This is a genomic window from Streptomyces sp. NPDC046915, from assembly GCF_040644935.1.
Classification (GTDB): domain Bacteria; phylum Actinomycetota; class Actinomycetes; order Streptomycetales; family Streptomycetaceae; genus Streptomyces.
Genome location: NZ_JBEYXB010000040.1, coordinates 22,822 through 42,642, shown reverse-complemented (window position 1 = coordinate 42,642; position 19,821 = coordinate 22,822). Strand labels below are relative to the sequence as shown.

The following is a 19,821-nucleotide window of genomic DNA, read 5'->3' as shown; positions in this document are numbered from 1 at the left end:
CCCGTGCTGGCGCGCGGGCGGGGCGCGCGCCCCGCGGGCGGGGGCCGGCGCCCCCCCGGCGCCCCTGGGCCCCCCCCCCCGCGCGGCCCGGCGGGGCCCCCCCCGCCCCGGGCAGGTCAGCGTCCGCGGCGGGCCATCGCGCAAGGCGTGGCCTCGGGCAGCCGGCCGGTGAAGTAGGAACGGGGCGGGACGCCCATCAGGGTGCGGAAGTCGGACGTCATGTGCGCCTGGTCGTAGTAGCCGGTGGCGGCGGCGAGTTCGGCCCAGGCGACGCTCGGGGCCCGGCTCAGCACCGTCCGTACCCGGTCGATGCGGGCGTAGTGCTTGGGGGACAGTCCGACGCCCTCGGCGAACAGGTTGCGCAACTGCCGCTCGCTGACGGCGAGTTCACGGGCCACCTCACCCACCTGGCCGGGAAGGCGGCCGAAGCGGACCGACAGCGCGTCGACACCGGCGCGGACCAGTTCGGTGCGCGAGGGATCGGCGGCGGTGGCGAGCCGCTCGGGAAGCACCTCCGTGAGCCGGTCCATCGCATCGGCGGGCTCCAGTCGGCGCAGCTCATGGGCCAGTCGGCGGGCGGCGGGACCGGGCAGATCGTCCAGCGGCACCGCACGGCCCACGAGGTCGACAGCCGGGACACCGAGCAGGGGACGGGCGGTGCCGGGCGCCAGCCGCACCTCGACGCACGAGATGAACCGCTTGCCCAGGTGGTACGAGGCACGAGCACGCGGGCCGACGACCAGGGTGCTGCGCAGGCCGTTCTCCCCGATGCGTACGACCACCTTCGTGGCGGCGTCCGGGAGGTGGATGTACGGCTCCGTCTGCTCGCCGGCCACCGAGACGGACCCGATGCCGGCGACCCACGGGCGCAGCACCTCCGGCGTCGGCAGGACCTGTCGGGACACGGTGTTCGTCACCGCTCCACCGTACGCGGGGCGCGGGCCCACGAGGGCTCGCCAACCGTGCCGGAATTTCCAAGAGTTGGGGGCCCTGCGCGACGCACCGTGGTGGACATGATCCTCGTGACCGGTGCCACGGGCACCATCGGCAGTGAAGTGGTACGACAGCTCGCCGCGCGCGGCGAGAAGGTGCGCGCCCTGACCCGCGACCCGGCGGCGGCCGGCGTTCCCTCGGGCGTGGAGGCCGCGCCCGGTCACCACCGCGACCGGGCCTCGGTCGAGGCGGCGATGGCGGGCGCGGAGGCCGCCTTCCTGGTCGGCGTGTTCGGCCCGGACGACGCCGAGCACGACCGTGGCCTCGTCGAGGCGGCGAAGGCGGCGGGCGTACGCCGGATCGTGAAGCTCTCCGCGATCGGCACCGCGGACCCCCGGTACGGCGTGTTCGGCACCTGGCACCGCGCCGGCGAGGATGCTGTCCGGGCGAGCGGCCTGGAATGGACGATCCTGCGCCCCTCGTCCTTCGCCTCCAACACGCTGAGCTGGGCCGAGGCCGTCCGGGAGGGCACTTCCGCGCCGAACGTGATGAGCGATGGCGAGCAGGGCGTCGTCGACCCCCGGGACGTGTCCGACCTCGCGGTGGCCGCCCTGCTCGGCGGGAGGCACGCGGGGCGCACGTACACCCTGACGGGCCCCGAGACGCTCAGCGCGAACCGGCAGGCCGCGATCCTCGGTGAGGTGCTCGGCCGTCCGGTGCGCCTGCATGAGCTGACACCGCAGCAGCGGCGCGAACAGTTGCTCGCGTCGGGGCTGGGTGAGGCCTACGCGGACAGCCTCGCCGCCTCCGCCAGGTTCATCCAGGAGGGCGGCAACGCCGTCGTGTACGAGGATCTGCGGGAGGCGCTGGGGCGCCCGGCGCGGACGTACCGGGAGTGGGCGGAGGACCACAAGGCGGCGTTCGCACCGGCCTGACGCCCGGTTGGGGCGGCGGACACCGTGGCCCACCGCCCCAACCGCGCCTCCCACGATCAGTCCTGACCCCGCGTCCGCAGCACGACCGCCGCCAGCGCCAGCGCGCCCAGCGCGATCCCCGTCGCCACCAGGAACGCCAGCCGGTAGCCCTCGGCCGTGGCCGGTATCAGTTCCGCGCCTCGGCCGAGCAGGCCCTCCGTACGGCCCGCCGCGAGTGTCGACAGCACCGCCAGCCCCAGCGAACCGCCCACGACCTGCGTGGTGTTGAACAGCCCGGAGGCAAGGCCTGCATCTTCCTCCCGCGCCGCCGACATGGCCATCCCGGTCAGCGCCGGCATCGCGGCGGCGAAACCGGCGGACAGCAGGAGCAGCGGGGGCAGGACGTCGGCGGCGTACGAACCGTCGGCCGGAGCGCGGCTCAGCAGCGCCATGCCTCCGCCGATCAGCACCAGCCCGGCCAGCAGCACCCGGTACGGGCCGAACCGGCCGATGGTCCGCGCGGACAGGCCCATCATCAGCAGCCCGATCGCGATCGGCGCCGGCAGGAACGCCGTACCCGTCGCCAACTCGCTGAAGCCGAGGACGCGTTGCAGATACAGGGCGCCGATGAACTGGAAGCCGTACATCGTCCCGATCATCAGCACCTGCACGGCGTTGGCGCCGGCCAGCACACGGGAGCGGAACAGCCGCAGCCGCAGCAACGGCCGTGCGGTCCGCGCCTGGCGGACGGTGAACGCCGTGAACAGGGCGAGGGCAGCGGCGGCGAGCAGGAGGGTGACGGCGAGGTCCCGGTCGCCGGCGCCCACGATGACGTACACCGTCAGCATCAGCGCGCTGGTCACCAGCGCGGCACCGGGGTAGTCGGCGCCCCTGCCGAGCCCGGCCCCGCTCTCCGGGACGAGGAACCGGACGGCCGCCAGCCAGGCGGCGATGCCGATCGGCAGGTTGATCAGGAATATCCAGTGCCAGCTGAGGGCCTGCGTCAGCGCCCCGCCGAGAAACGTGCCGAGCGCCCCGCCCGCCGCCCCGACCGCGCTGAACACCGCGATGGCACGGGCCTGTTCACGGGGTTCGGGAAAGAGCGCGACCAGCATGCCCAGCACCACGGCCGACGCCATCGCGCCGCCCACGCCCTGAAGCGCACGCGCCGCGATCAGCACTCCCTGGCTCGTGGCCAGCCCGGCCAGCACGGAGGCGGCCGTGAACACGGCGAGCCCCGCGGTGAACATCCTCTTGCGGCCCACCAGGTCCCCGAGCCGGCCGATCAGCAGGAGCAGCCCGCCGAAGGGGATCAGATACGCGTTGACGACCCAGGCGAGCCCCGGTCCGCTGAAGCCGAGGTCGTTCTGGATGGCGGGCATCGCCACTGTGACGATGTTGCCGTCCAGGATCGTCATCAGCGTGCCCGCGCACAGGACGACGAGGGACGCCCAGCGGGAGTAGGTTCGGGACGGTGTCATCCGTGCCGGTGACTCGACGGCGGTCGACATGGTCGACATGGTCTTCAGGCCTCCCCTTGGTGCACTTGGTGCACGACTTGTAACGGGGTCCATCGTGAGTAACCATGGGCGGAGGCGTAAGGAGGCAGTCCGATGTCCCAGGGGAACACCGGTGTTACCGCCCAGGTCGTGAACGCGCACGCGTGCCCGGTCCGGGAAGTTCTTGACAGGGTCTCCGGGAAGTGGAGCGTGCAGATCCTCGTCGCGACCGCGCACGGGCCGATCCGCTTCACCGAGTTGGAGCGCAGCATCGAGGGCATCAGCCGCCGCATGCTCACGCTCACCCTGCGCAACCTGGAGCGGGACGGCCTGGTGACGCGCACGGTGCATCCGACGGTGCCGCCGAAGGTGGAATACGAACTCACGCCGGTCGCACACGAGTTGCACGAGACCCTGCAACGGCTGACCGACTGGGCCGAGCACAACCGCGTCTACATCGCCGAGTCACGGGCGACCTACGACGCCGAGCACCAGCCGGAACTGCTCGACGCGTAGGCGGCCGCGGAGCGCGGGCGTTCCGCGACGATGGGGCGTGGGCGTCCTACAGCCCGAACAGGCTGAGGTCGGAGGCCAGTTCCTTGAAGATCTCCCGCGGATCCGCGACCAGCTTCCGCTCCTGGAGGTCCAGTATTCCTCCCACCCCGACGACCTCGGCGGCCACCGTGCCGTCGGCCTTGCGTATCTCCTGCCGTATCCGGAAGGTCTTGCCGTCACCCCACTCGAACTCGCACGTCACGTCGACCTCGTCACCGGCGAGCAGCTCGCGCCGGTAGCGGATGGTGGTCTCCAGCGTCACCGGGCCCACACCCCGGCCGATCAGCTCGGCCTGGCTGATCCCGGCCGCCTTCAGCAGCGTCCAGCGGGCGTGCTCCACGTAGTTGAGGTACACCGCATGGTTGAGGTGACCCTGTACGTCGGTCTCGTAGCCGCGGACGGTCACCCGGACGGAAAACGGTTCGGCCACTGCTTTCCCTTCTCGCGTTCGAATCTTTGATCCACCGATCCTGGCACGCCCGTCACACCCGCCGTGGCGACGCCAGCAGATACCGCGCTCTCGTCCTGGGCTCGGTGTACTCCCCGGCCTGCCAGCCCGCCCGCTCCAGCGTGGCCGCGCAGGATCGCAGCGCCGCCCCGTCCGGCGCGTACACGGCGACCGCCTCCGGCTGCGGGGTCGCCCGCACCCGGTAGCCGTCGGCGCCCCCGCCCTCGGGACGATGCCCGGCCGCCTCCAGCGCGAGCGCCGCGGCCCGCACCAGATGCGTCCGCTCCCAGGAGCACGGCCGGTCCGTCGCACCGTCCGGGTTGGTCATCCGGCGCAGCTCCACGAGCCCCTGCCAGGCGCTGTGCACCTCGCGCACCCGGGACGGCCCGGCGGCGGCTTCCTCGTCGTCCCCTCCGACGCGCGCCGCGAAGACCCCACCGCCCGCGGGCGGTACCACCGGCTCGGCGTCCTCCGCCGGCACCGCCTCCCGTATCCGGTGCCCGGCCGGGGTCAGGAAGTGATCGTGCGGCGGACGCGGATGCCGGAACGCCAACCCCCGCTCGACCAGCGCCGCGAGCTGCGCCTCCGTCCCCCTCAGCCGTCCCGTGACGGGCTCGGCGGCATCGATCACACGCCGCTGCGCGGCGGTCGGCGGTCGGCTCACGGCGTACTCCTCCCGGATGGTCGGCACGCTTCGCAGCCTACGACGGGGCACTGACAACGGGCCGCGCCCCGCCTACCCCGGGATGTTCCACCCCGCGATCACCGGCCGCCCGTGCTCGGTGCCCAGCCGGCACAGTGTCCCGGTCGCCAACTGGAACAGCGCCCCGTCCTGCGGCGGCAGCCCCAGCCGGCGGGCGGTGAGCACCCGCAGGAAGTGACCGTGCGCCACCAGCAGGACGCCGCCCTTGGTGTCGGCGGCGTCCACTTTGACCAGCATTCGATCGGCGCGCTCCCCGACCTCCTCCGGGGTCTCCCCGGGGTGTTCCGGCGGACCGGGCGCCACCCCGTCGGTGAACAGGAACCAGCCCGGCCGGGTCTCGTGGATCTCCGAGGTCGTCACCCCCTCGTAGCCGCCGTAGTCCCATTCCCGCAGATCGCCATCGACCCAGGCATCACGCACCCCGATGAGCTCGGCGGTCTCCCGAGCCCGCCGCAGCGGGGAGACGAACGCCGCCCCGATCCCCTGCTCCCGGACCAACGGCCCCAGCCGCCGCGCCTGCTCCCGCCCGTCCTCGGTCAGCGGCACGTCCGTCCAGCCGGTGTGCCGCCCGGACCGCGACCACTCGGTCTCACCGTGCCGGACGAGAAAGAGATCACCCATGCACACAGGCTAGGGGCGGGATACTCACACGCGGCGGCATCACACGCACGAAGCCGGAGGGGATGGCATGAAGTGGCTGCGCAGGGGTGGCGGCGAGGTGCCCGGGGGTGAGGTGCCCGGGGGTGGGGGACCGATCCCGAATGCCGGGGTCTTCAAGACGGACGGGCCCGCGACCGTCGCCGACGGTTCGGCCCCGGCCCCGGTGCTGGTGGGTGCGGGCGGGCCGGTGCTCCAGCGGCTCTCCGGAGACGGCAGCCGGGTGATGCGCCTCGCCACCGGAGCGGAACCGGTCATCCTCGGCGTCACGCACCACGGTTCCGGCCACTTCGTGGTGGACGCCCTGGACGACAGGATGCGCTCGGGCAGCCAACTCGTGTACACCGACGGCCCCTTCGCCTGCCGGGCCCTGGCGAACGCCGACGACCGTCCGGCGCGCGCGCTTCGGATCCAGGCGGGCGGCCCGTGGGTGGTCGAGGTGACCGGCCCGGACGACGCCGTCGTCCTCGAAGGTCATGCCGAACGCCATGCCTCGGACGTCCTGCGTTACGAGGGCGGCCCCGCCGTCGCACACCTGCGCTACACGGGCGCCCCACGATCCTCCGACGGCGGCTACTTCCTCACCGACACCTTCGAGCCGGACGGCTCCGGCTTTCTCGACGAACTGGCCAACCAGGTCGGCCCCTGGACCGGGGAGGTCCCGCTCTCCGGACCATGCCTGGTGTACGCGCGGTCGGACGGGCCGTGGTCGATCAGCGTCCCGGTCGCGTGACGGCGGACCCCGCATCCCGCCGGAAACTAAAGTTTACAATCAGCCTGGTCGTAAACTAAAGTTGCCGCATGTCTTCATCTGGTATCACCTCTGAAGAACAGGCGGAGCTCGACAAGGCCCTCCTCGACGCCCTCACTCCGCTGGCATCAGCCATACGCTGCCGAGCGTCAGGGCTGCCCGCGGACCGCATGTGGGAGGCGGACCCGGTCGAAGTGGCTCTGTCCGTACTGGCCGCCTGGAAGGCGGTGGACGCGGAGGTCAAGCGGTTGACGGCCATCGCAGCCGGAACCGCGGGGTCATACGGCGCGAGCTATGAGCAACTGGGCGCCGTCTGGGGCATCACCCGGCAAGGTGCCCGCAAGAAATGGCCCGACGCCGTCAGCCGCCCGGCCACCTCGGCAGCACGGACGAACGCCGCGCTCGAACTGTGCGGCGGAACGGCCGAACTGACACAGGAGCCTTCGTCAGGCGGCTGGAGGTGGGTCGCCAAGGGCGCCGACGGAACACACGGCGCGGCCGACCGCGACACCTGGTACGCGACGAAAGAAGAGGCCGCGGCCCACGCGGGGGCGTTCCTGAAGGAGCATGCCCTCGGTCGGTCCTAGGGCCCTCTCCGAGGCCGAGCGGGACCTGGGCGCGTCCTTTCCGGGTGAGTACGGGGCCTGTCTGCGCGAGGTGGGCGCGGGTGGGGCACTGGCTCGGCTGGTGCGGACAGGTCGCGGCTGGTGGTGTGCCGGGAACGGTCCGACCTGATCGTCGTCCACGCCGTCACCGGCGACGAATGGGCCGACTCCCTCTCATGCGTCGCGACCGTTTTCAGGCTCGGCGGGATGTCATTCACACGCGGGGGGCGTGCCCTCGACGGGACCTGCGGCAGTGGTCACGGTGCGGGGCCGGGGGCGGCCATTGCGCGCCACCAGGCGCTGCCCGACCTCGTCCGTCTCCGCAGCCAACTCGACTATGTGCTGGCTGACTTCGGCTTCCCAGGCGGCGGCGAGCATTTGCTGGGCGCCCTCGCGGACGTGGCCCTCTTTCCCGCGTGTGGGGACAAAGTCACCAATCCGTGTGATGCATGTCACTTAGAGTTATGAGATCGTTTGGCTCTTCCGGGCCGTGATGTCCGTTTGTGCAGGTCTAGACCTCCATTTGATCTCGTGTTTACGTCATGTGTACGACCTGTGAGTGACCGATCACAGTGGGGCGGGGTCTGGGGAGACCCTGTGGGGGAGGGTGTGTCACGCCTGTGGGCAGACAATGGCGTTTCTTTGGGGCGGCCGCGTGTGCCGCGATCGCTCTGAGTGTGCTTCCGTCGACGGACGCGCTGGGAGCCGCTCGCAGTGGGACCTCGGCTGGTGCGGCATCGGACGTCAAGGGTTCGTCAGATTCCGGGACGGGGACTGCCGGGACCGAGGCCGAGGCGATGGCCCTGGCAAAGCGGTCGGGCCATCCCGTGGAGATCACCTCCTTACGGGGGGAGAGCAGCGAGGTCTTCGCGAATCCTGACGGCAGACTGGAGGCGCGCGAGCACCTGCGCCCGGTGCGGGCGCGTGTGGATGGCGTTTGGAAGGCCATCGATACCGACCTGGCCCAGTCGGGAGACGGGATGGTGGCCCCGAAGGCCACCGTCATCGGACTGGAGTTCTCCGGGGGCGGGGACGCACCGATGGTGCGCATGACGAAGGCCGGGCGGGAACTGGCCTTGTCATGGCCTGGAAAGCTGCCCGCTCCGCAGCTTCAGGGTGCCACCGCGACCTATCCCGATGTCCTGCCAGGTGTAGACCTCCGGCTGGGGGCGCAGCAGGACGGCTTCACGCAACTGCTGGTCGTGAAGTCGGCCCAGGCCGCTGCCAGCAAGGAACTGGCCCAGCTGCGCCTGAAGCTCGATGCCGACGGCATGGACGTGAAAGAGACCGACGGCGGCGGTCTGCAAGCCGTGGACAAAGGCGCCGGCGGTGCGGTGTTCGAGGCGCCGCAGCCGCTCATGTGGGACTCCAGCACGGGAGCTTCGGCACAGAAGGCGGCGAGCGGAAAGTCCTCGGCCGCGAAGGTGGCGAACAGCCCCGGGGCCGGCACAGCGCCGGGCGCGGCGGAGTCGGGCAAGCTGGCGCCGGTCGGAGTGGAGGTTCCGGCCGGCCAGGATGAGCTGGTCCTGACCCCGGACAGCAATATCCTCCATGGCGAGGACACGGTGTATCCGGTGTTCATCGACCCGAAGTTCGACACACCCAAGGCGACATCGTGGACGGTGGCGTCGAAGTACTGGGCGTCCTCGCCCCAGTGGAAGTTCAACGGCGACCCGGACGCCGGCCTGGGCTACTGCGCCTGGTCCTACTGCAAGCCCTATGACACCAAGCGGCTCTTCTACCGGTTCCCGGTCTCGAAGTACGCGGGCAAGGACATCCTGAAAGCGGAGTTCGTCGTCCGCAACACGTGGTCCGCGTCCTGCAGCGCCAGGAGCGTGCAGCTGTGGCGGACCAAGGGCATCTCGACGTCCACGACGTGGAACTCCCAGAACGACTCCGGCTTCTGGATCGACCATCTTGCGACCGACTCCTTCGCCTACGGTTTCGACGGATGCGCGTCCAAGGACGCCGAGTTCGACGTGAAGTCGGCCGTGCAGCAGGCGGCGGACAAGAAGTGGTCGACGATGACGTTCGGCCTGCGCGCCGGCGACGAGTCCGACGCATACGGCTGGAAGCGGTTCTCGGACGACGCCTTCTTGCGAGTGACGTACAACCGACCTCCGTCGCAGATCCGTATGTCGCAGCTGAGCATGGACTACGGCGGCACCTGTCACAAGCCGGAGGCCGCGCCCAGGGTGCGCAGTCTGGGCCAGATTCACGCAGATGATGTCACCGACCCGGACGACGAGGCTGTCGCTGTCCAGTTCCAGGCGGAATGGGACGGAGGGGCGTGGAAGCCGGACCGGACCGGGTTCAAGGGATCAGGCTCCGAATTCTCGATCAGGCTGCCGTCATCGCTCCCTGAGGGCAAGCAGATCCATTGGTTCGTCCGTGCCTACGACGGCGCCCAGTATTCGCCATGGTCATGGGCCGGGGACGCAACCGCCTGCTACTTCACCTATGACAAACACGCACCAGCGGAGCCCACAATCTCCTCCGGGGACTACCCCCGCTCGGACTCCGAGAACCCGGACGACCCCTGGTACGACGGCATCGGCAAGTACGGCACGTTCACGGTCGGCGGCAACGACCCCCAAGCGGTCAAATACCTGTGGGGCGTCAACGTCGACCCGTCGCCGAAGAATGTGATCACCACCTCGAGCGGGGCGTCCCGGGCGCTGAAGGTGCTACCGCCCATCGTCGGTGTGAACACTCTGTACGTGTCCTCTGTCGACGCGGCCGGAAATGTCTCCGCGGCCACCGGATATCCGTTCAAGGTCAAGGCCGGGCAGCCCGAGAGGGCGATGTGGCAGATGGACGACGCCGCCGGCGCAGGCGCGGCACGGGGGACTGCGCCCGACCGCACTGCTGATCTGCACGGCCCGACCCTTGGTGCGCAAGGAGTGAAGGGCAACGCTGTCTCGTTCGACGGCGTCGACGACTACGCGGCCACCGACATACCCGTCATCGACACCTCGGGAAGTTTCTCCGTCTCGGCTTGGGTCAAGCTGCCCACCCTGCCCGACCATACGGCCGTCGTGGTGACACAGCCCGGCAACAACTCGCCGGGATTCGAGATCTATTACTCCAAGGGATACGACCGGTGGGTGTTCAGCCAGCACACCTCCGACACGCCGGATGCGAGCAGTGTCAAGGTCATGCCTGCCACGGGGGGGCGGCGTCAAGGTCGACGAGTGGACCCACCTGGTGGGCACCTATAGCTCTGGCAGTGACGAGCTGAAGCTGTACATCAACAACGAGCTTGCAGGAACCGCCAGTTACAGCTCCCCGTGGGACGCCCGGCGCGGTCTGCAGTTCGGCGCGGCAAGCCTGAACGGGAACAGGACGAACTACTTCCCTGGCGTGATCGACGAGGTGCAGATCTTCGACAAGCCGCTCTCGGCGGCCGAGGTCACCCAGTTGTACGGGAAGCAGTCGCTCACCGCAGGCCGTCCCGCCCGGGCGGCGTTCCCGATGGACGATCCCGCGACCGACACCGACGGCAACGCCACCAGGCAGCTGACTGGCCACGCAGAGGTCCCGGATGCCACCTTCGTCGGCGGCGTCAGCGCGGGACAGCCGGGAATCGCAGGCAAGGCGCTGACTTTCGACGGGGTCGACGACTACGCCACCACGGGGCGGCCGATGCTGAACAACCAGAGCAGCTTCGCTGTCTCGGCCTGGGCCAAACTGCCCAAGACCAAACCCGACCACGCAGCCATCGTCGCCGCCCAGACGGGCACGCACCGCGCGGGCCTGGAGCTGTACTACTCCAAGACGTACGACCGGTGGGCGGTCAACGAGTACTCGGCCGACTCCTCGGATGCCACTCCGATCCGCGCGATGCAGGCCGACGGTCAGACCGCCTACGGCGACACCTGGACGCACCTGGTCGGCGTACACGACACGGTCGCCAACAAGTTGATCCTGTACGTCAACGGGGTCAAAGCCGGTGAGACGGATCTGCAGGCCAACTGGTACGCAGGCGGCGCCGTTCAGATCGGCGCAAGCTCCTATGACGGACAGCCGGGTTCGTTCTTCGCCGGGCAGATCGACGACGTTCGACTCTTCGACCGGCCGGTGTCTGCTCAAGAGATTCAGCAGATGTTCCGGCAGCGGCCGGCGGTCAAGGGACGCTGGACCTTCCAGACGGCGTCCGGCACCCCACTCAGCACCCCTGACGCATCCACGTCGGGCAACAGCATGACGCTCAACGGCGGTGCCCACCTCGACTCCGGCTGGGTCGACGGCGGTGTGGTCCTGGACGGGGTGAACGACTACGGGGCGACCTCCGCCGTGCCGGTGGACACCAGCGCCAGCTTCACCGTCACCGCCTGGGCTCAGACGGCAGCGGTACCGGACAAGGGTGTGACCCTGCTGAGTGTGCCCGGAACGGCGAAGAACGCGTTCACGGTCCGCTACGAGCCCAGCTCCAACCCGGACACGGACCCGGGCAAATGGCAGATCGTGATGGCCTCGGCAGACAGCGGCAGCGCCACCGTCACGCAAGTCGACAACGGCCAGTTCTACACCCCCACCGACTGGACACATCTGGCACTGGTCTACGACGGCTTCTCCAAGCACCTGACGCTGTATGTCAACGGTGAACCGGAAATCGTCGCTTGCAAGGACACGGACGGCGACGGGACATCAGACGACTCGACCTGCACGGACAGGTTCTCGTGGGCGGATGACGTCCTGGCGTTCAAGTCGGCGCAGCCGATGCAACTCGGCCGGTCCAAGACCGGAGCAAGCACCTGGGGCGAGTACTGGCCCGGTCAGGTCTCCGATGTGTGGGCCTTCCAGGGAACGTTGACAGACGCCCAGATCGAGCTGCTGGCCGTCGGGCAGCGCGGCATGGAAACCGCCGTCCCCGGCGCCGACTGACCACCCTGGCGGGTCCCGCCCGAGGAACCCGCCAGGCCCTCCGCCCGGTACTCACACTTCTGCCCGCCCGGCGCCCCGACGCGCACGGCGGAGCAACGCAGCGAAGGACGAAGGACAGGATGAACGGCAGATCGAGCAGGGGACTCGCAAGGCAGCGGCGACGTCTTGCGCTGGCCTCGGCCGCAGTCATGGTCGGCACCCTCTTGCAGGGATTAACGGCACCAGCGCTCGCCGCGGACAACGGCAAGGGCCAACCAGCCCTGTCCCGCTCCGAGCGGCCGGTTTCCGTCACAACAGCCAAGGTCAAGCCACGCCCTGTGAGGAAGGGGCCCCGCACCCCCAAGGCAGCGCCCCCTACCGCCTGGCCCAAGGCAGCGACAGCGGTGCTCGAGCTGCCTGCGGCCGGCGCCAAGAACCCCAAGGCTCTTGTCCATGCCAAGGGCCTGCCGCTGACGCTCGACATTCAGGGCAAGGCGGGGAAGAGTCCCGCTCAGGGGGACGTCGAGGCACGGGTGCTGAGCCGCAAAGCGGCGCAGCAGGCCGGCGTCGACGGCGTGCTGTTCACCCTGCGATCCGCGGCGAAGGAGAAGCCCGGACACGCCGGCCACGTGCGTGCCCATCTGGACTACTCCGGCTTCGCCGGGGCCTACGGCGGCGGCTACGCCTCCCGTCTCAGACTCGTCGAACTCCCCGCCTGCGCGCTCACCACCCCTGGCAAGGCATCGTGCCGCTCCAGCAAACCGGTCACCACGGTCAATGACGGCGAGAAGCAGACCCTGACCGCGCAGAACGTGGCATTGAACGCGAGCTCTGCCACGGTGCTCGCGGCCGTGTCGGACACGCAGAGCGCGAAGAGTGACTACAAGGCGACCTCTCTGTCTCCTTCGGGGACCTGGAACACGAACCTCAACACCGGTGACTTCAACTGGTCCTACGACATGCCGGTCCCCGACGTCCCCGGAGGGATGACTCCCAAGGTAGGCCTGTCCTACTCCTCCGGATCCATCGACGGGCGTACAGCCAACACCAACAACCAGGCGTCCTGGGTGGGAGACGGCTTCGACCTGTGGTCCGGGTTCATCGAGCGCCGCTACAAGCCGTGCTCCGACGACGGTGTCCAGCATGCGGACGGCAGCAAGCCGGGTGACCTGTGCTGGGGATACGACAACGCCTACATCTCCTTCAACGGAAAGGCCGGCGAACTCGTCCCCAACGGCAAGGACTCCTGGAAGCTCAAGGACGACGACGGCACGAAGATCGACCACCTGACGTCAAGCGACCGCGGCAACGGTGACGACAACGGCGAGTACTGGGTGATGACCACGCCGGACGGCACCCAGTACTACTTCGGCTACAACCGCCTGCCCGGATGGACGGACGGCAAGGAAACCACGGACTCGACCTGGACCGTCCCCGTCTTCGGCGACGATGCCGACGAGCTCTGCCACGCCTCCACGTTCGCCGACTCCTGGTGCCAGCAAGGATGGCGGTGGAACCTCGACTACGCGGTCGACGTCCACGGCAATGCCATCGCCTACTACTACGACAAGGAGACCAACTCCTACGGCCGTAACCTCGAGGCCAAGGACAACACCCGGTACGTGCGCGGCGGCACCCTGGACCGCATCGAATACGGGCTGAAGTCCACCTCTATGTACAGCACCAAGGCCCTGGCCAAGGTGAACTTCACCAGCAGCGAGCGCTGCCTGCCCGATGACCACACCACCTGCTCGGACATCTCGACCGACGCCGCTTACTGGTACGACACGCCATGGGACCTGAACTGCGACACCGGCAAGGACTGCGACAAGGGCCGTTACTCGCCGGCATTCTTCACCCGTAAACGGCTCACCGACGTCACCACCCAGGTCTACGACGGCAGCACCCACGACGTCGACTCCTGGAAGCTGACCCACAGCTGGGGCAAGGCCGACACCGACTACCAGCTGCGCCTCGACTCCGTCCAGCACATCGGACGCAGCGCCAGCCCGGCGATCACCCTGCCAAAGACCACGTTTGTCTACACCCAGCTGGCCAACCGGCTGGACCGGACGGGCGACGGCTACCCGCCCTTCGTCAAGGACCGCCTGTCCACAGTCGCCGACGAGTCCGGCGGTCAGATCGACGTCAACTACTCCAAGCCGGCCTGCGACTGGGACGCGCTGCCCACACCGGAGACGAATACCACCCGCTGCTTCCCTCAGTACATCGGCGGCGACTCAACAGACGACCCTGAGCTGAAATGGTTCAACAAGTACGTCGTTGACTCGGTCACCGCAACCGACCGCACCGGTGGCGCCCCCGACCAGGTCACCACGTACGACTACCTCGACGGCGCCGCCTGGCATTACGACGATGACGACGGACTGACCAAGGAGAAGTCCAAGACCTGGTCTCAGTGGCGTGGCTACGGACACGTCCGTGTTCGCACGGGCGGCCCGGGCGGCGCCTCCGCCCTGAAGAGCCAGCAGGACAGCTACTTCCTGCGCGGCATGGACGGCGACCGAAAGAACACCAGCGGCGGGACCAAGACCGAAACCGTCACCCTCGGCACGGACGAAGGCGACGCGATCACCGACGACCCATCGGCGGCCGGCTTCACTTACAAGACGGTCACCTACTCCGGCCCCGACGGCAAGATCCTCGCCAAGACCGTAAGCCGGCCCTGGCACCACGAGACGGCGAAGAAGGAAAGAGCCTGGGGCACCGTCACCGCCAACTTCACCGGCACATCCAGCTCCAAGACCTGGACCTCCCTCGACGACGGTGCCGGCACCTCCTGGCGCACCACTTCCACCGACACGACCTACGACACCGTCGCCGGACGCGTCACACAGGTCGACGACTTCGGTGACAACAGCACGAAGACCGACAACACCTGCACCCGCACCAGCTACGCCGCCAACACCAAGGACAACATCCTCACCCTCCCCTCCCGCGTCGAGACGGTGGCGACGTCCTGCTCCGACACCCCCAGCCGGCCGGACGACGTGATCTCAGACGCGCGCACGGCCTACGACGGCGGCGCCTACGAGGCAGCCCCCACCAAGGGAGACCCGACCGGCACCGCGGTACTCAAGCAGTACGACGGCACCACCGCCGTCTACCTGGAGTCCGGTGCCACATACGACGCCTACGGCCGTCAGCGCACCAGCACCGACCTGACCGCGGACGTCAAGGTGACCGCGGCCGGAGCACTCACGCGCACCACGCGCTCCGACGGCCGGACCACCACCACCGCACCGGACCCCACCACCGGCTTCGCGACCAAGGTCAGCGTCACCACACCGCCCGCCAAGGCAGGTGACTCGACCACCGCTCAGACCACGAGCGTCACGTACGACGTCCTGCGCAACCTGCCGCAGACCCAGACAGACACCAACACCAAGGTGACCACCTTCGCCTACGACGCGCTGGGCCGCTCCGCCAAGGTCTGGCTGGCCGACCGCCGCACCAGCCAGACACCCACCTACGAGTTCACCTACGCCCAGAGCGACAACCAGCCGGTCGCGGTCGGCACGAAGACGCTTGGCAACAACGGTGGGCAACGAACCTCCTACACCCTCTACGACGGCTTTCTGCGGCCGCGCCAGACCCAGGCCCCCGGGCCGAAGGGCGGCAGCCTGCTGGCCGACACTTTCTACGACGAACGAGGCTTGCTGGCCGAGGAATTCGCGACGTACTACTCGGAGAAGCCGCCGGCGAGCGTTCTGTCCAAGCCGATAGACGCGCTCACCGTCGAGACCCAGAACCGCTATACCTACGACGGCCTCGGACGGCAGACCGAAGCCAGGCAGATCGCGGGCAACAGCGATGGCGGAGCCGTACTGTCCACCACCAGGACCGTCTACAACGGCGACCGCACCACCGTGATCCCGCCCGAGGGCGGCACCGCCACCACCACCCTTGTCGACGCCCGAGGCCGCACCACCGCACTGCGCCAACTCCACGCGCGCAACGTCGACGCCGCCTACGACACCACCACCTACAACTACACACCTCGCGGCGAACTGAAGAAGGTCACCGACCCGACGGGCAACGCCTGGACGTACACCTACGACCTGCTCGGACGGCAGATCAAGACGACCGACCCCGACAAGGGCACCACCGTCAGCACCTTTGACGACCGCGGCCAGCTGACCACCACCGACGACGCCCGCCCCGACACGCCGCTGCTCTGGTACGGCTACGACAACCTCGGCCGCAAGACCGAGGTGAGAGAGAAGTCCTCCACCGGAACCCTTCGCGCCGCATGGGTGTACGACACCGTCAGCGGTGCCAAGGGCCAGCTCGCCGAGTCCACCCGCTACGACGGCGCCAACGCCTACACCAGCAAGGTCCTCGGCTACGACCGCCTCTACCGGCCGCTGCACACATCGGTCACCATTCCGGCCGCAGAGAAGGAACTGGCCGGCACCTACGACTCCTCAATGTCGTACAAGACGTCAGGGCTCACAGCCGGCATCGGCTATCCCAAGGCCGGCGCCCTGTCCGCGGCAACCGTCGCCTACACCTATGACGAGGAGACCCTGCGTCCTACGGTCCTCGACGGCAGTCCGGGCATCAAGGCGACCACCGGCTACAGCCTCACCGGCAAGCCCCTGCACTTCGAAGTGTCCAACAACGGCGGTAAGAAGACCCTGGTCGACAACGCCTATGAGTGGGGCACCCAGCGCCTGGCCAGTTCCAGCGTGAACCGCGAGAGCATCACGGGCGTCGACCAGAACAGCACCTACCACTACGACGACGCGGGCAACGTCCTGTCCGTAGCGGACGTCTCCCGCGACGGCACCGACAACCAGTGCTTCACCTACGACTACCTGCGCCGGCTGACCGAAGCCTGGGCCCAGAACACGACCGACTGCGCCACCACGCCCAGCAGCGGCATCGCGGGCGGCCCCGCCCCCTACTGGCAGTCCTACACCTACGACCTGGTCGGCAACCGCCGCACCGAGACCCTCCACGACCCATTGGGCGACACCTCCAAGGACACCACGCGGACCTACGCCTACCCCGACCCCGGAAAGGCTCACCCGCACGCCCTGTCCTCGGTGACAACCACCGGCCCCACCAGCACCATCCAGGACAGCTACAAGTACGACGAGACCGGAAACACCACCACCCGCACTCTGAACGGCGACGCCCAGAACCTCACCTGGGACCCCGAAGGGCACCTCGCCAAGGTGACCGCGGCAGGCAAGTCCACCGAGTACCTGTACGACACCGACGGCAACCGGCTCATCGCCCGCACCCCCACCGAAACCACCCTCTACCTCGGCGCCACCGAGATCACTCTGCCCAAGGGCACCACCACGCCCAAGGCCACTCGCTACTTCGACCTCGGCGGCGGCAACGTGGCCGTCCAACAGGATGACGGCACAGTCACCTTCACCCTCGCCGATCACCACGGCACGACCCAACTCGCCGTCAACGCAAGCACACAGAAGCTCACCCAGCGCCGCACCCTGCCCTTCGGCGACATACGAGGAACCAAGCCGACCGCCTGGCCGGGAACCAAGGGCTTCGTCGGCGGCACCGACGACACGAAGTCGACCGGCCTGACCCACTTGGGTGCCCGTGAGTACGACCCCGGCACCGGCCAGTTCCTCAGCGTCGACCCGCTCCTCAGCCCCGACCAGCCGGACTCGCTCAACGGCTACAGCTACGCGGGAAACAACCCCATCACCTTCTCCGACCCGACCGGACTGAAGTACTTCGAGGGAGACAACACCGGCGGCATCGAAGCAGCCCCCGATAAAGCTCCCGAGGTCATCAGCCGGAACAAGAGGAACACAGGAACCGCCGGCGTCACCCCGACTTACTACGGCGGCTCAACACCGTTCACCGCCCCCGTGGGAACGGGCCAGGCACTCTTCGACACCCCGGCGGCCTACTGGAAGGCAGCCAAAGCCCTCGATAGGCGAGAAAAGGGCCTCTACCACGCGTGGAGGGACCTCCCCACTTGCGAAATGGGGTCATCGGGCTGCACCAAGATTCCTTGGGATGACACTGCCCAGACAGTGATCTTCCGCACCATTTGCAATATCCCCGGAGTGGTGTGCAGCGGTCAGAAGTCATTCGCCCGGCAGATGGTGGACGCCGCCAGGTTCCTGGTGCCCCTCGAAGCGTCGCTTGAGCTCCGTTTCCGCGGAGGTACTGCGGCGGCTGCTGAAGAACGGTTGGGCATGGGCTCGCCGTGCAGCTTCAGCCCCGACACCCAGGTCCTACTGGAAGACGGCAAAACCAAGAAGATCGGAAAGATCAAACCTGGCGACAAAGTCGAAGCGGCCGACCCGCAAACAGGGAAGCACCGGGGCGCTCGTCGAGTCACAGCCCGCTTCGTTAACCACGACGACGATCTCATCGATCTCAAAATCCGTAACAAGAACGGCAAGAACGACACTCTCCACACGACTTACCTCCACCCTGTCTGGGATGACACCGGACACGCCTGGATAAAGGCAGGCGAGCTGACCCCGGGGCACACTCTCAGCACGGCCGCCGACGGACACGTGGTCCTCGCCGAGGTCAAGGTCATTGCCGGTGCCGCCGACATGTACAACCTGACCGTCAGCGAACTCCACACGTATTATGTGCTGGCGGGCACCACGCCGGTCCTCGTACATAATTCCAATGACGATAAATGTCAGCTGCCATTGTTTGTCCTGCGGGACGGGGAAACCTCGACACCTGGGCAGATAACCAATAGCACGCCGGGAGGCGGATCCAGGGCTGGACAGTCCGCTGCGCGACAGCGACTGCTCGACGAGGCGGATGGCGATTTTCAGTGCTGGCGATGCGGTATGCGCTCCACCAATCCAGACGACATGCACCTTGGGCACAAAAACGTCCCTACTTCGAAGGGCGGCAATCTTGCGGATGACAACGTGTGTCTCGAAGGAGCCGCCTGTAATCTGAGCGCTAATAACCGTGGCTATGTGAAGCCTGGAAGATCATGCGCTGAGCGAGGTAGTTGCGGTGCCCCCTATGGCAGATAGAGTGTGCGGAGCGAAGATTGGAGCATGATGAGCGAGTCGACTCGACAGACCATTCGGCTGGTCGCGGGCATCAAGACATCAGGTGAGCCAGTGTTTGAGGAGGTTCTCGTTGAACGGCTCGCTACTCCGGGGCATGTCCGAGTGCTCGCGTCTCCCGGTCTCGTGCTCGATGTGGCCGCTGACGATGTGCTCAAGGTGGACGAGAATCATGAGTTCTCAACCGTCTTGAGGGGCGGTAATCTCGCGGTCCAGGTCTACGGTCCCCATTCCGTAGCGAATTCGATCGAGCCGGAGATCTCGGCCATCGGGGGGAGGATTGACGGGAGGGCGCGCAATCTGACGGTCTTTACAGTTCCTGCTTCAGTTGGATTTCCAGCTGTCGAGAAAGTTCTGAACTCTCTCACGACTCGCCATGCGGGAGTGGAATGGTATTACGGGAACGTCTACGACAAAGATGACGGCGTCACGCCGCTGAACTGGTGGCTGTGATCTGCCGAAGATGACGCTCTGAAAAAGCACCAGCGGCCCCACTGGATTTAATTCCGGCGGGGCCGCTGGGGTGTCAGACAGCAGTAGTTGACGCTGCGAAGCTCCCGGTTGTACAGGTGATCTTGGTTGTGGTCCCGTCTATCAGGAGCTTCACATCGTTGTGCAACACCGCATCGCCAACCAGCCACTCTCACGGTCAGGTTGGAAATTCCTCAGCGAATGCGCTCGGATGGGAGCGGGCGATGCAGCGTTCGGACGCTCGGGTCTTGGCGGGCAGGTGGGTAAGGCCGTTGGCGCGGGTGCGCTGGAGCGAGCGCCGGACACTGGCCGTTTCGGCGCTGAGATCGAGGTCTTCCCAACCTCGGTTATCTGTCGTAGTGCA

Annotated in this window: 13 protein-coding genes and 2 pseudogenes; 8 read left to right on the top strand and 7 right to left on the bottom strand. The window is 68.0% G+C overall.

What is annotated here, in order from left to right:
• Nucleotides 1-116: 116 nt before the first annotated feature.
• Nucleotides 117-917 carry a helix-turn-helix domain-containing protein gene (locus tag ABZ915_RS47055; protein WP_361817127.1) on the bottom strand — a complete coding sequence of 267 codons (801 nt, stop codon included), beginning with the start codon at nucleotides 915-917 and terminating at the stop codon, nucleotides 117-119.
• Nucleotides 918-1,013: 96 nt separating this feature from the next.
• Here ABZ915_RS47055 and ABZ915_RS47050 point away from each other — a divergent pair, with 96 nt between their 5' ends.
• Nucleotides 1,014-1,868 carry an NAD(P)H-binding protein gene (locus ABZ915_RS47050; RefSeq protein ID WP_361817125.1) on the top strand — a complete coding sequence of 285 codons (855 nt, stop codon included), beginning with the start codon at nucleotides 1,014-1,016 and terminating at the stop codon, nucleotides 1,866-1,868.
• A 56-nt stretch (nucleotides 1,869-1,924) separates the two neighbouring features.
• Here the strand turns inward: ABZ915_RS47050 and ABZ915_RS47045 are convergent, their stop codons facing one another.
• Complete coding sequence (locus tag ABZ915_RS47045; RefSeq protein WP_361817122.1) at nucleotides 1,925-3,367, bottom strand: MFS transporter; 1,443 nt, start codon at nucleotides 3,365-3,367, stop codon at nucleotides 1,925-1,927.
• Nucleotides 3,368-3,460: 93 nt separating this feature from the next.
• On the opposite strand from ABZ915_RS47045, the gene ABZ915_RS47040 reads away from it, so the two are divergent.
• Complete coding sequence (locus tag ABZ915_RS47040) at nucleotides 3,461-3,862, top strand: helix-turn-helix domain-containing protein (RefSeq protein ID WP_361817119.1); 402 nt, start codon at nucleotides 3,461-3,463, stop codon at nucleotides 3,860-3,862.
• A 46-nt stretch (nucleotides 3,863-3,908) separates the two neighbouring features.
• On the opposite strand, the gene ABZ915_RS47035 is transcribed toward ABZ915_RS47040, so the two are convergent.
• The 3 genes from ABZ915_RS47035 to ABZ915_RS47025 all read right to left on the bottom strand — a co-directional run bounded on the left by ABZ915_RS47035 (nucleotide 3,909) and on the right by ABZ915_RS47025 (nucleotide 5,673).
• Nucleotides 3,909-4,331 (bottom strand): acyl-CoA thioesterase, encoded by a 423-nt coding sequence (locus ABZ915_RS47035; protein ID WP_361817116.1) that lies wholly within the window; start codon nucleotides 4,329-4,331, stop codon nucleotides 3,909-3,911.
• Nucleotides 4,332-4,383: 52 nt separating this feature from the next.
• Nucleotides 4,384-5,013, bottom strand: a complete 630-nt coding sequence (locus ABZ915_RS47030; protein WP_361817133.1) for a hypothetical protein — start codon at nucleotides 5,011-5,013, stop codon at nucleotides 4,384-4,386.
• A 72-nt stretch (nucleotides 5,014-5,085) separates the two neighbouring features.
• Nucleotides 5,086-5,673, bottom strand: coding sequence for a histidine phosphatase family protein (locus ABZ915_RS47025; RefSeq protein ID WP_361817113.1), 588 nt, complete (start codon nucleotides 5,671-5,673; stop codon nucleotides 5,086-5,088).
• A gap of 67 nt (nucleotides 5,674-5,740) precedes the next feature.
• Here ABZ915_RS47025 and ABZ915_RS47020 point away from each other — a divergent pair, with 67 nt between their 5' ends.
• Together ABZ915_RS47020 and ABZ915_RS47015 are read left to right on the top strand one after the other, a co-directional pair.
• Complete coding sequence (locus ABZ915_RS47020; RefSeq protein WP_361817111.1) at nucleotides 5,741-6,442, top strand: hypothetical protein; 702 nt, start codon at nucleotides 5,741-5,743, stop codon at nucleotides 6,440-6,442.
• A gap of 68 nt (nucleotides 6,443-6,510) precedes the next feature.
• The gene (locus tag ABZ915_RS47015; RefSeq protein ID WP_361817108.1) at nucleotides 6,511-7,047 is read left to right on the top strand and encodes a hypothetical protein; all 537 of its coding nucleotides are present in this window, start codon (nucleotides 6,511-6,513) and stop codon (nucleotides 7,045-7,047) included.
• A gap of 227 nt (nucleotides 7,048-7,274) precedes the next feature.
• On the opposite strand, the pseudogene ABZ915_RS47010 reads toward ABZ915_RS47015, so the two are convergent.
• A pseudogene (locus ABZ915_RS47010) lies at nucleotides 7,275-7,521 on the bottom strand (IS256 family transposase); the annotation flags it as partial.
• 371 nt (nucleotides 7,522-7,892) lie between these two features.
• Between ABZ915_RS47010 and ABZ915_RS47005 the strand changes: the two are divergent.
• The 4 genes from ABZ915_RS47005 to ABZ915_RS46990 all read left to right on the top strand — a co-directional run bounded on the left by ABZ915_RS47005 (nucleotide 7,893) and on the right by ABZ915_RS46990 (nucleotide 19,439).
• Nucleotides 7,893-10,286, top strand: coding sequence for a DNRLRE domain-containing protein (locus ABZ915_RS47005; RefSeq protein ID WP_361817105.1), 2,394 nt, complete (start codon nucleotides 7,893-7,895; stop codon nucleotides 10,284-10,286).
• On the top strand, nucleotides 10,273-11,952 hold the full coding sequence (locus tag ABZ915_RS47000) for a LamG-like jellyroll fold domain-containing protein (protein WP_361817102.1): 1,680 nt from the start codon (nucleotides 10,273-10,275) through the stop codon (nucleotides 11,950-11,952). The genes ABZ915_RS47005 and ABZ915_RS47000 overlap by 14 nt, the downstream gene beginning before the upstream one ends.
• A gap of 119 nt (nucleotides 11,953-12,071) precedes the next feature.
• The gene (locus ABZ915_RS46995) at nucleotides 12,072-18,950 is read left to right on the top strand and encodes a polymorphic toxin-type HINT domain-containing protein (RefSeq protein WP_361817100.1); all 6,879 of its coding nucleotides are present in this window, start codon (nucleotides 12,072-12,074) and stop codon (nucleotides 18,948-18,950) included.
• 24 nt (nucleotides 18,951-18,974) lie between these two features.
• A complete protein-coding gene (locus tag ABZ915_RS46990; protein ID WP_361817097.1) occupies nucleotides 18,975-19,439 on the top strand; it encodes a DUF4265 domain-containing protein in 465 nt (154 codons plus the stop codon).
• Between the two features lie 238 nt (nucleotides 19,440-19,677).
• On the opposite strand, the pseudogene ABZ915_RS46985 reads toward ABZ915_RS46990, so the two are convergent.
• Nucleotides 19,678-19,797 (bottom strand): annotated as a pseudogene (locus ABZ915_RS46985) (site-specific integrase); the annotation flags it as partial.
• Nucleotides 19,798-19,821 lie beyond the last annotated feature (24 nt).

Excerpts from the sequence above, each read along its gene's own strand:
- ABZ915_RS47045 (WP_361817122.1), bottom strand. The coding sequence starts at position 3,367 with ATGTCGACCATGTCGACCGCCGTCGAGTCACCGGCACGGATGACACCG.
- ABZ915_RS47015 (WP_361817108.1), top strand. The coding sequence starts at position 6,511 with ATGTCTTCATCTGGTATCACCTCTGAAGAACAGGCGGAGCTCGACAAG.
- ABZ915_RS46995 (WP_361817100.1), top strand. The coding sequence starts at position 12,072 with ATGAACGGCAGATCGAGCAGGGGACTCGCAAGGCAGCGGCGACGTCTT.
- ABZ915_RS47040 (WP_361817119.1), top strand. The coding sequence starts at position 3,461 with ATGTCCCAGGGGAACACCGGTGTTACCGCCCAGGTCGTGAACGCGCAC.
- ABZ915_RS47020 (WP_361817111.1), top strand. The coding sequence starts at position 5,741 with ATGAAGTGGCTGCGCAGGGGTGGCGGCGAGGTGCCCGGGGGTGAGGTG.
- ABZ915_RS47050 (WP_361817125.1), top strand. The coding sequence starts at position 1,014 with ATGATCCTCGTGACCGGTGCCACGGGCACCATCGGCAGTGAAGTGGTA.
- ABZ915_RS47025 (WP_361817113.1), bottom strand. The coding sequence starts at position 5,673 with ATGGGTGATCTCTTTCTCGTCCGGCACGGTGAGACCGAGTGGTCGCGG.
- ABZ915_RS46990 (WP_361817097.1), top strand. The coding sequence starts at position 18,975 with ATGATGAGCGAGTCGACTCGACAGACCATTCGGCTGGTCGCGGGCATC.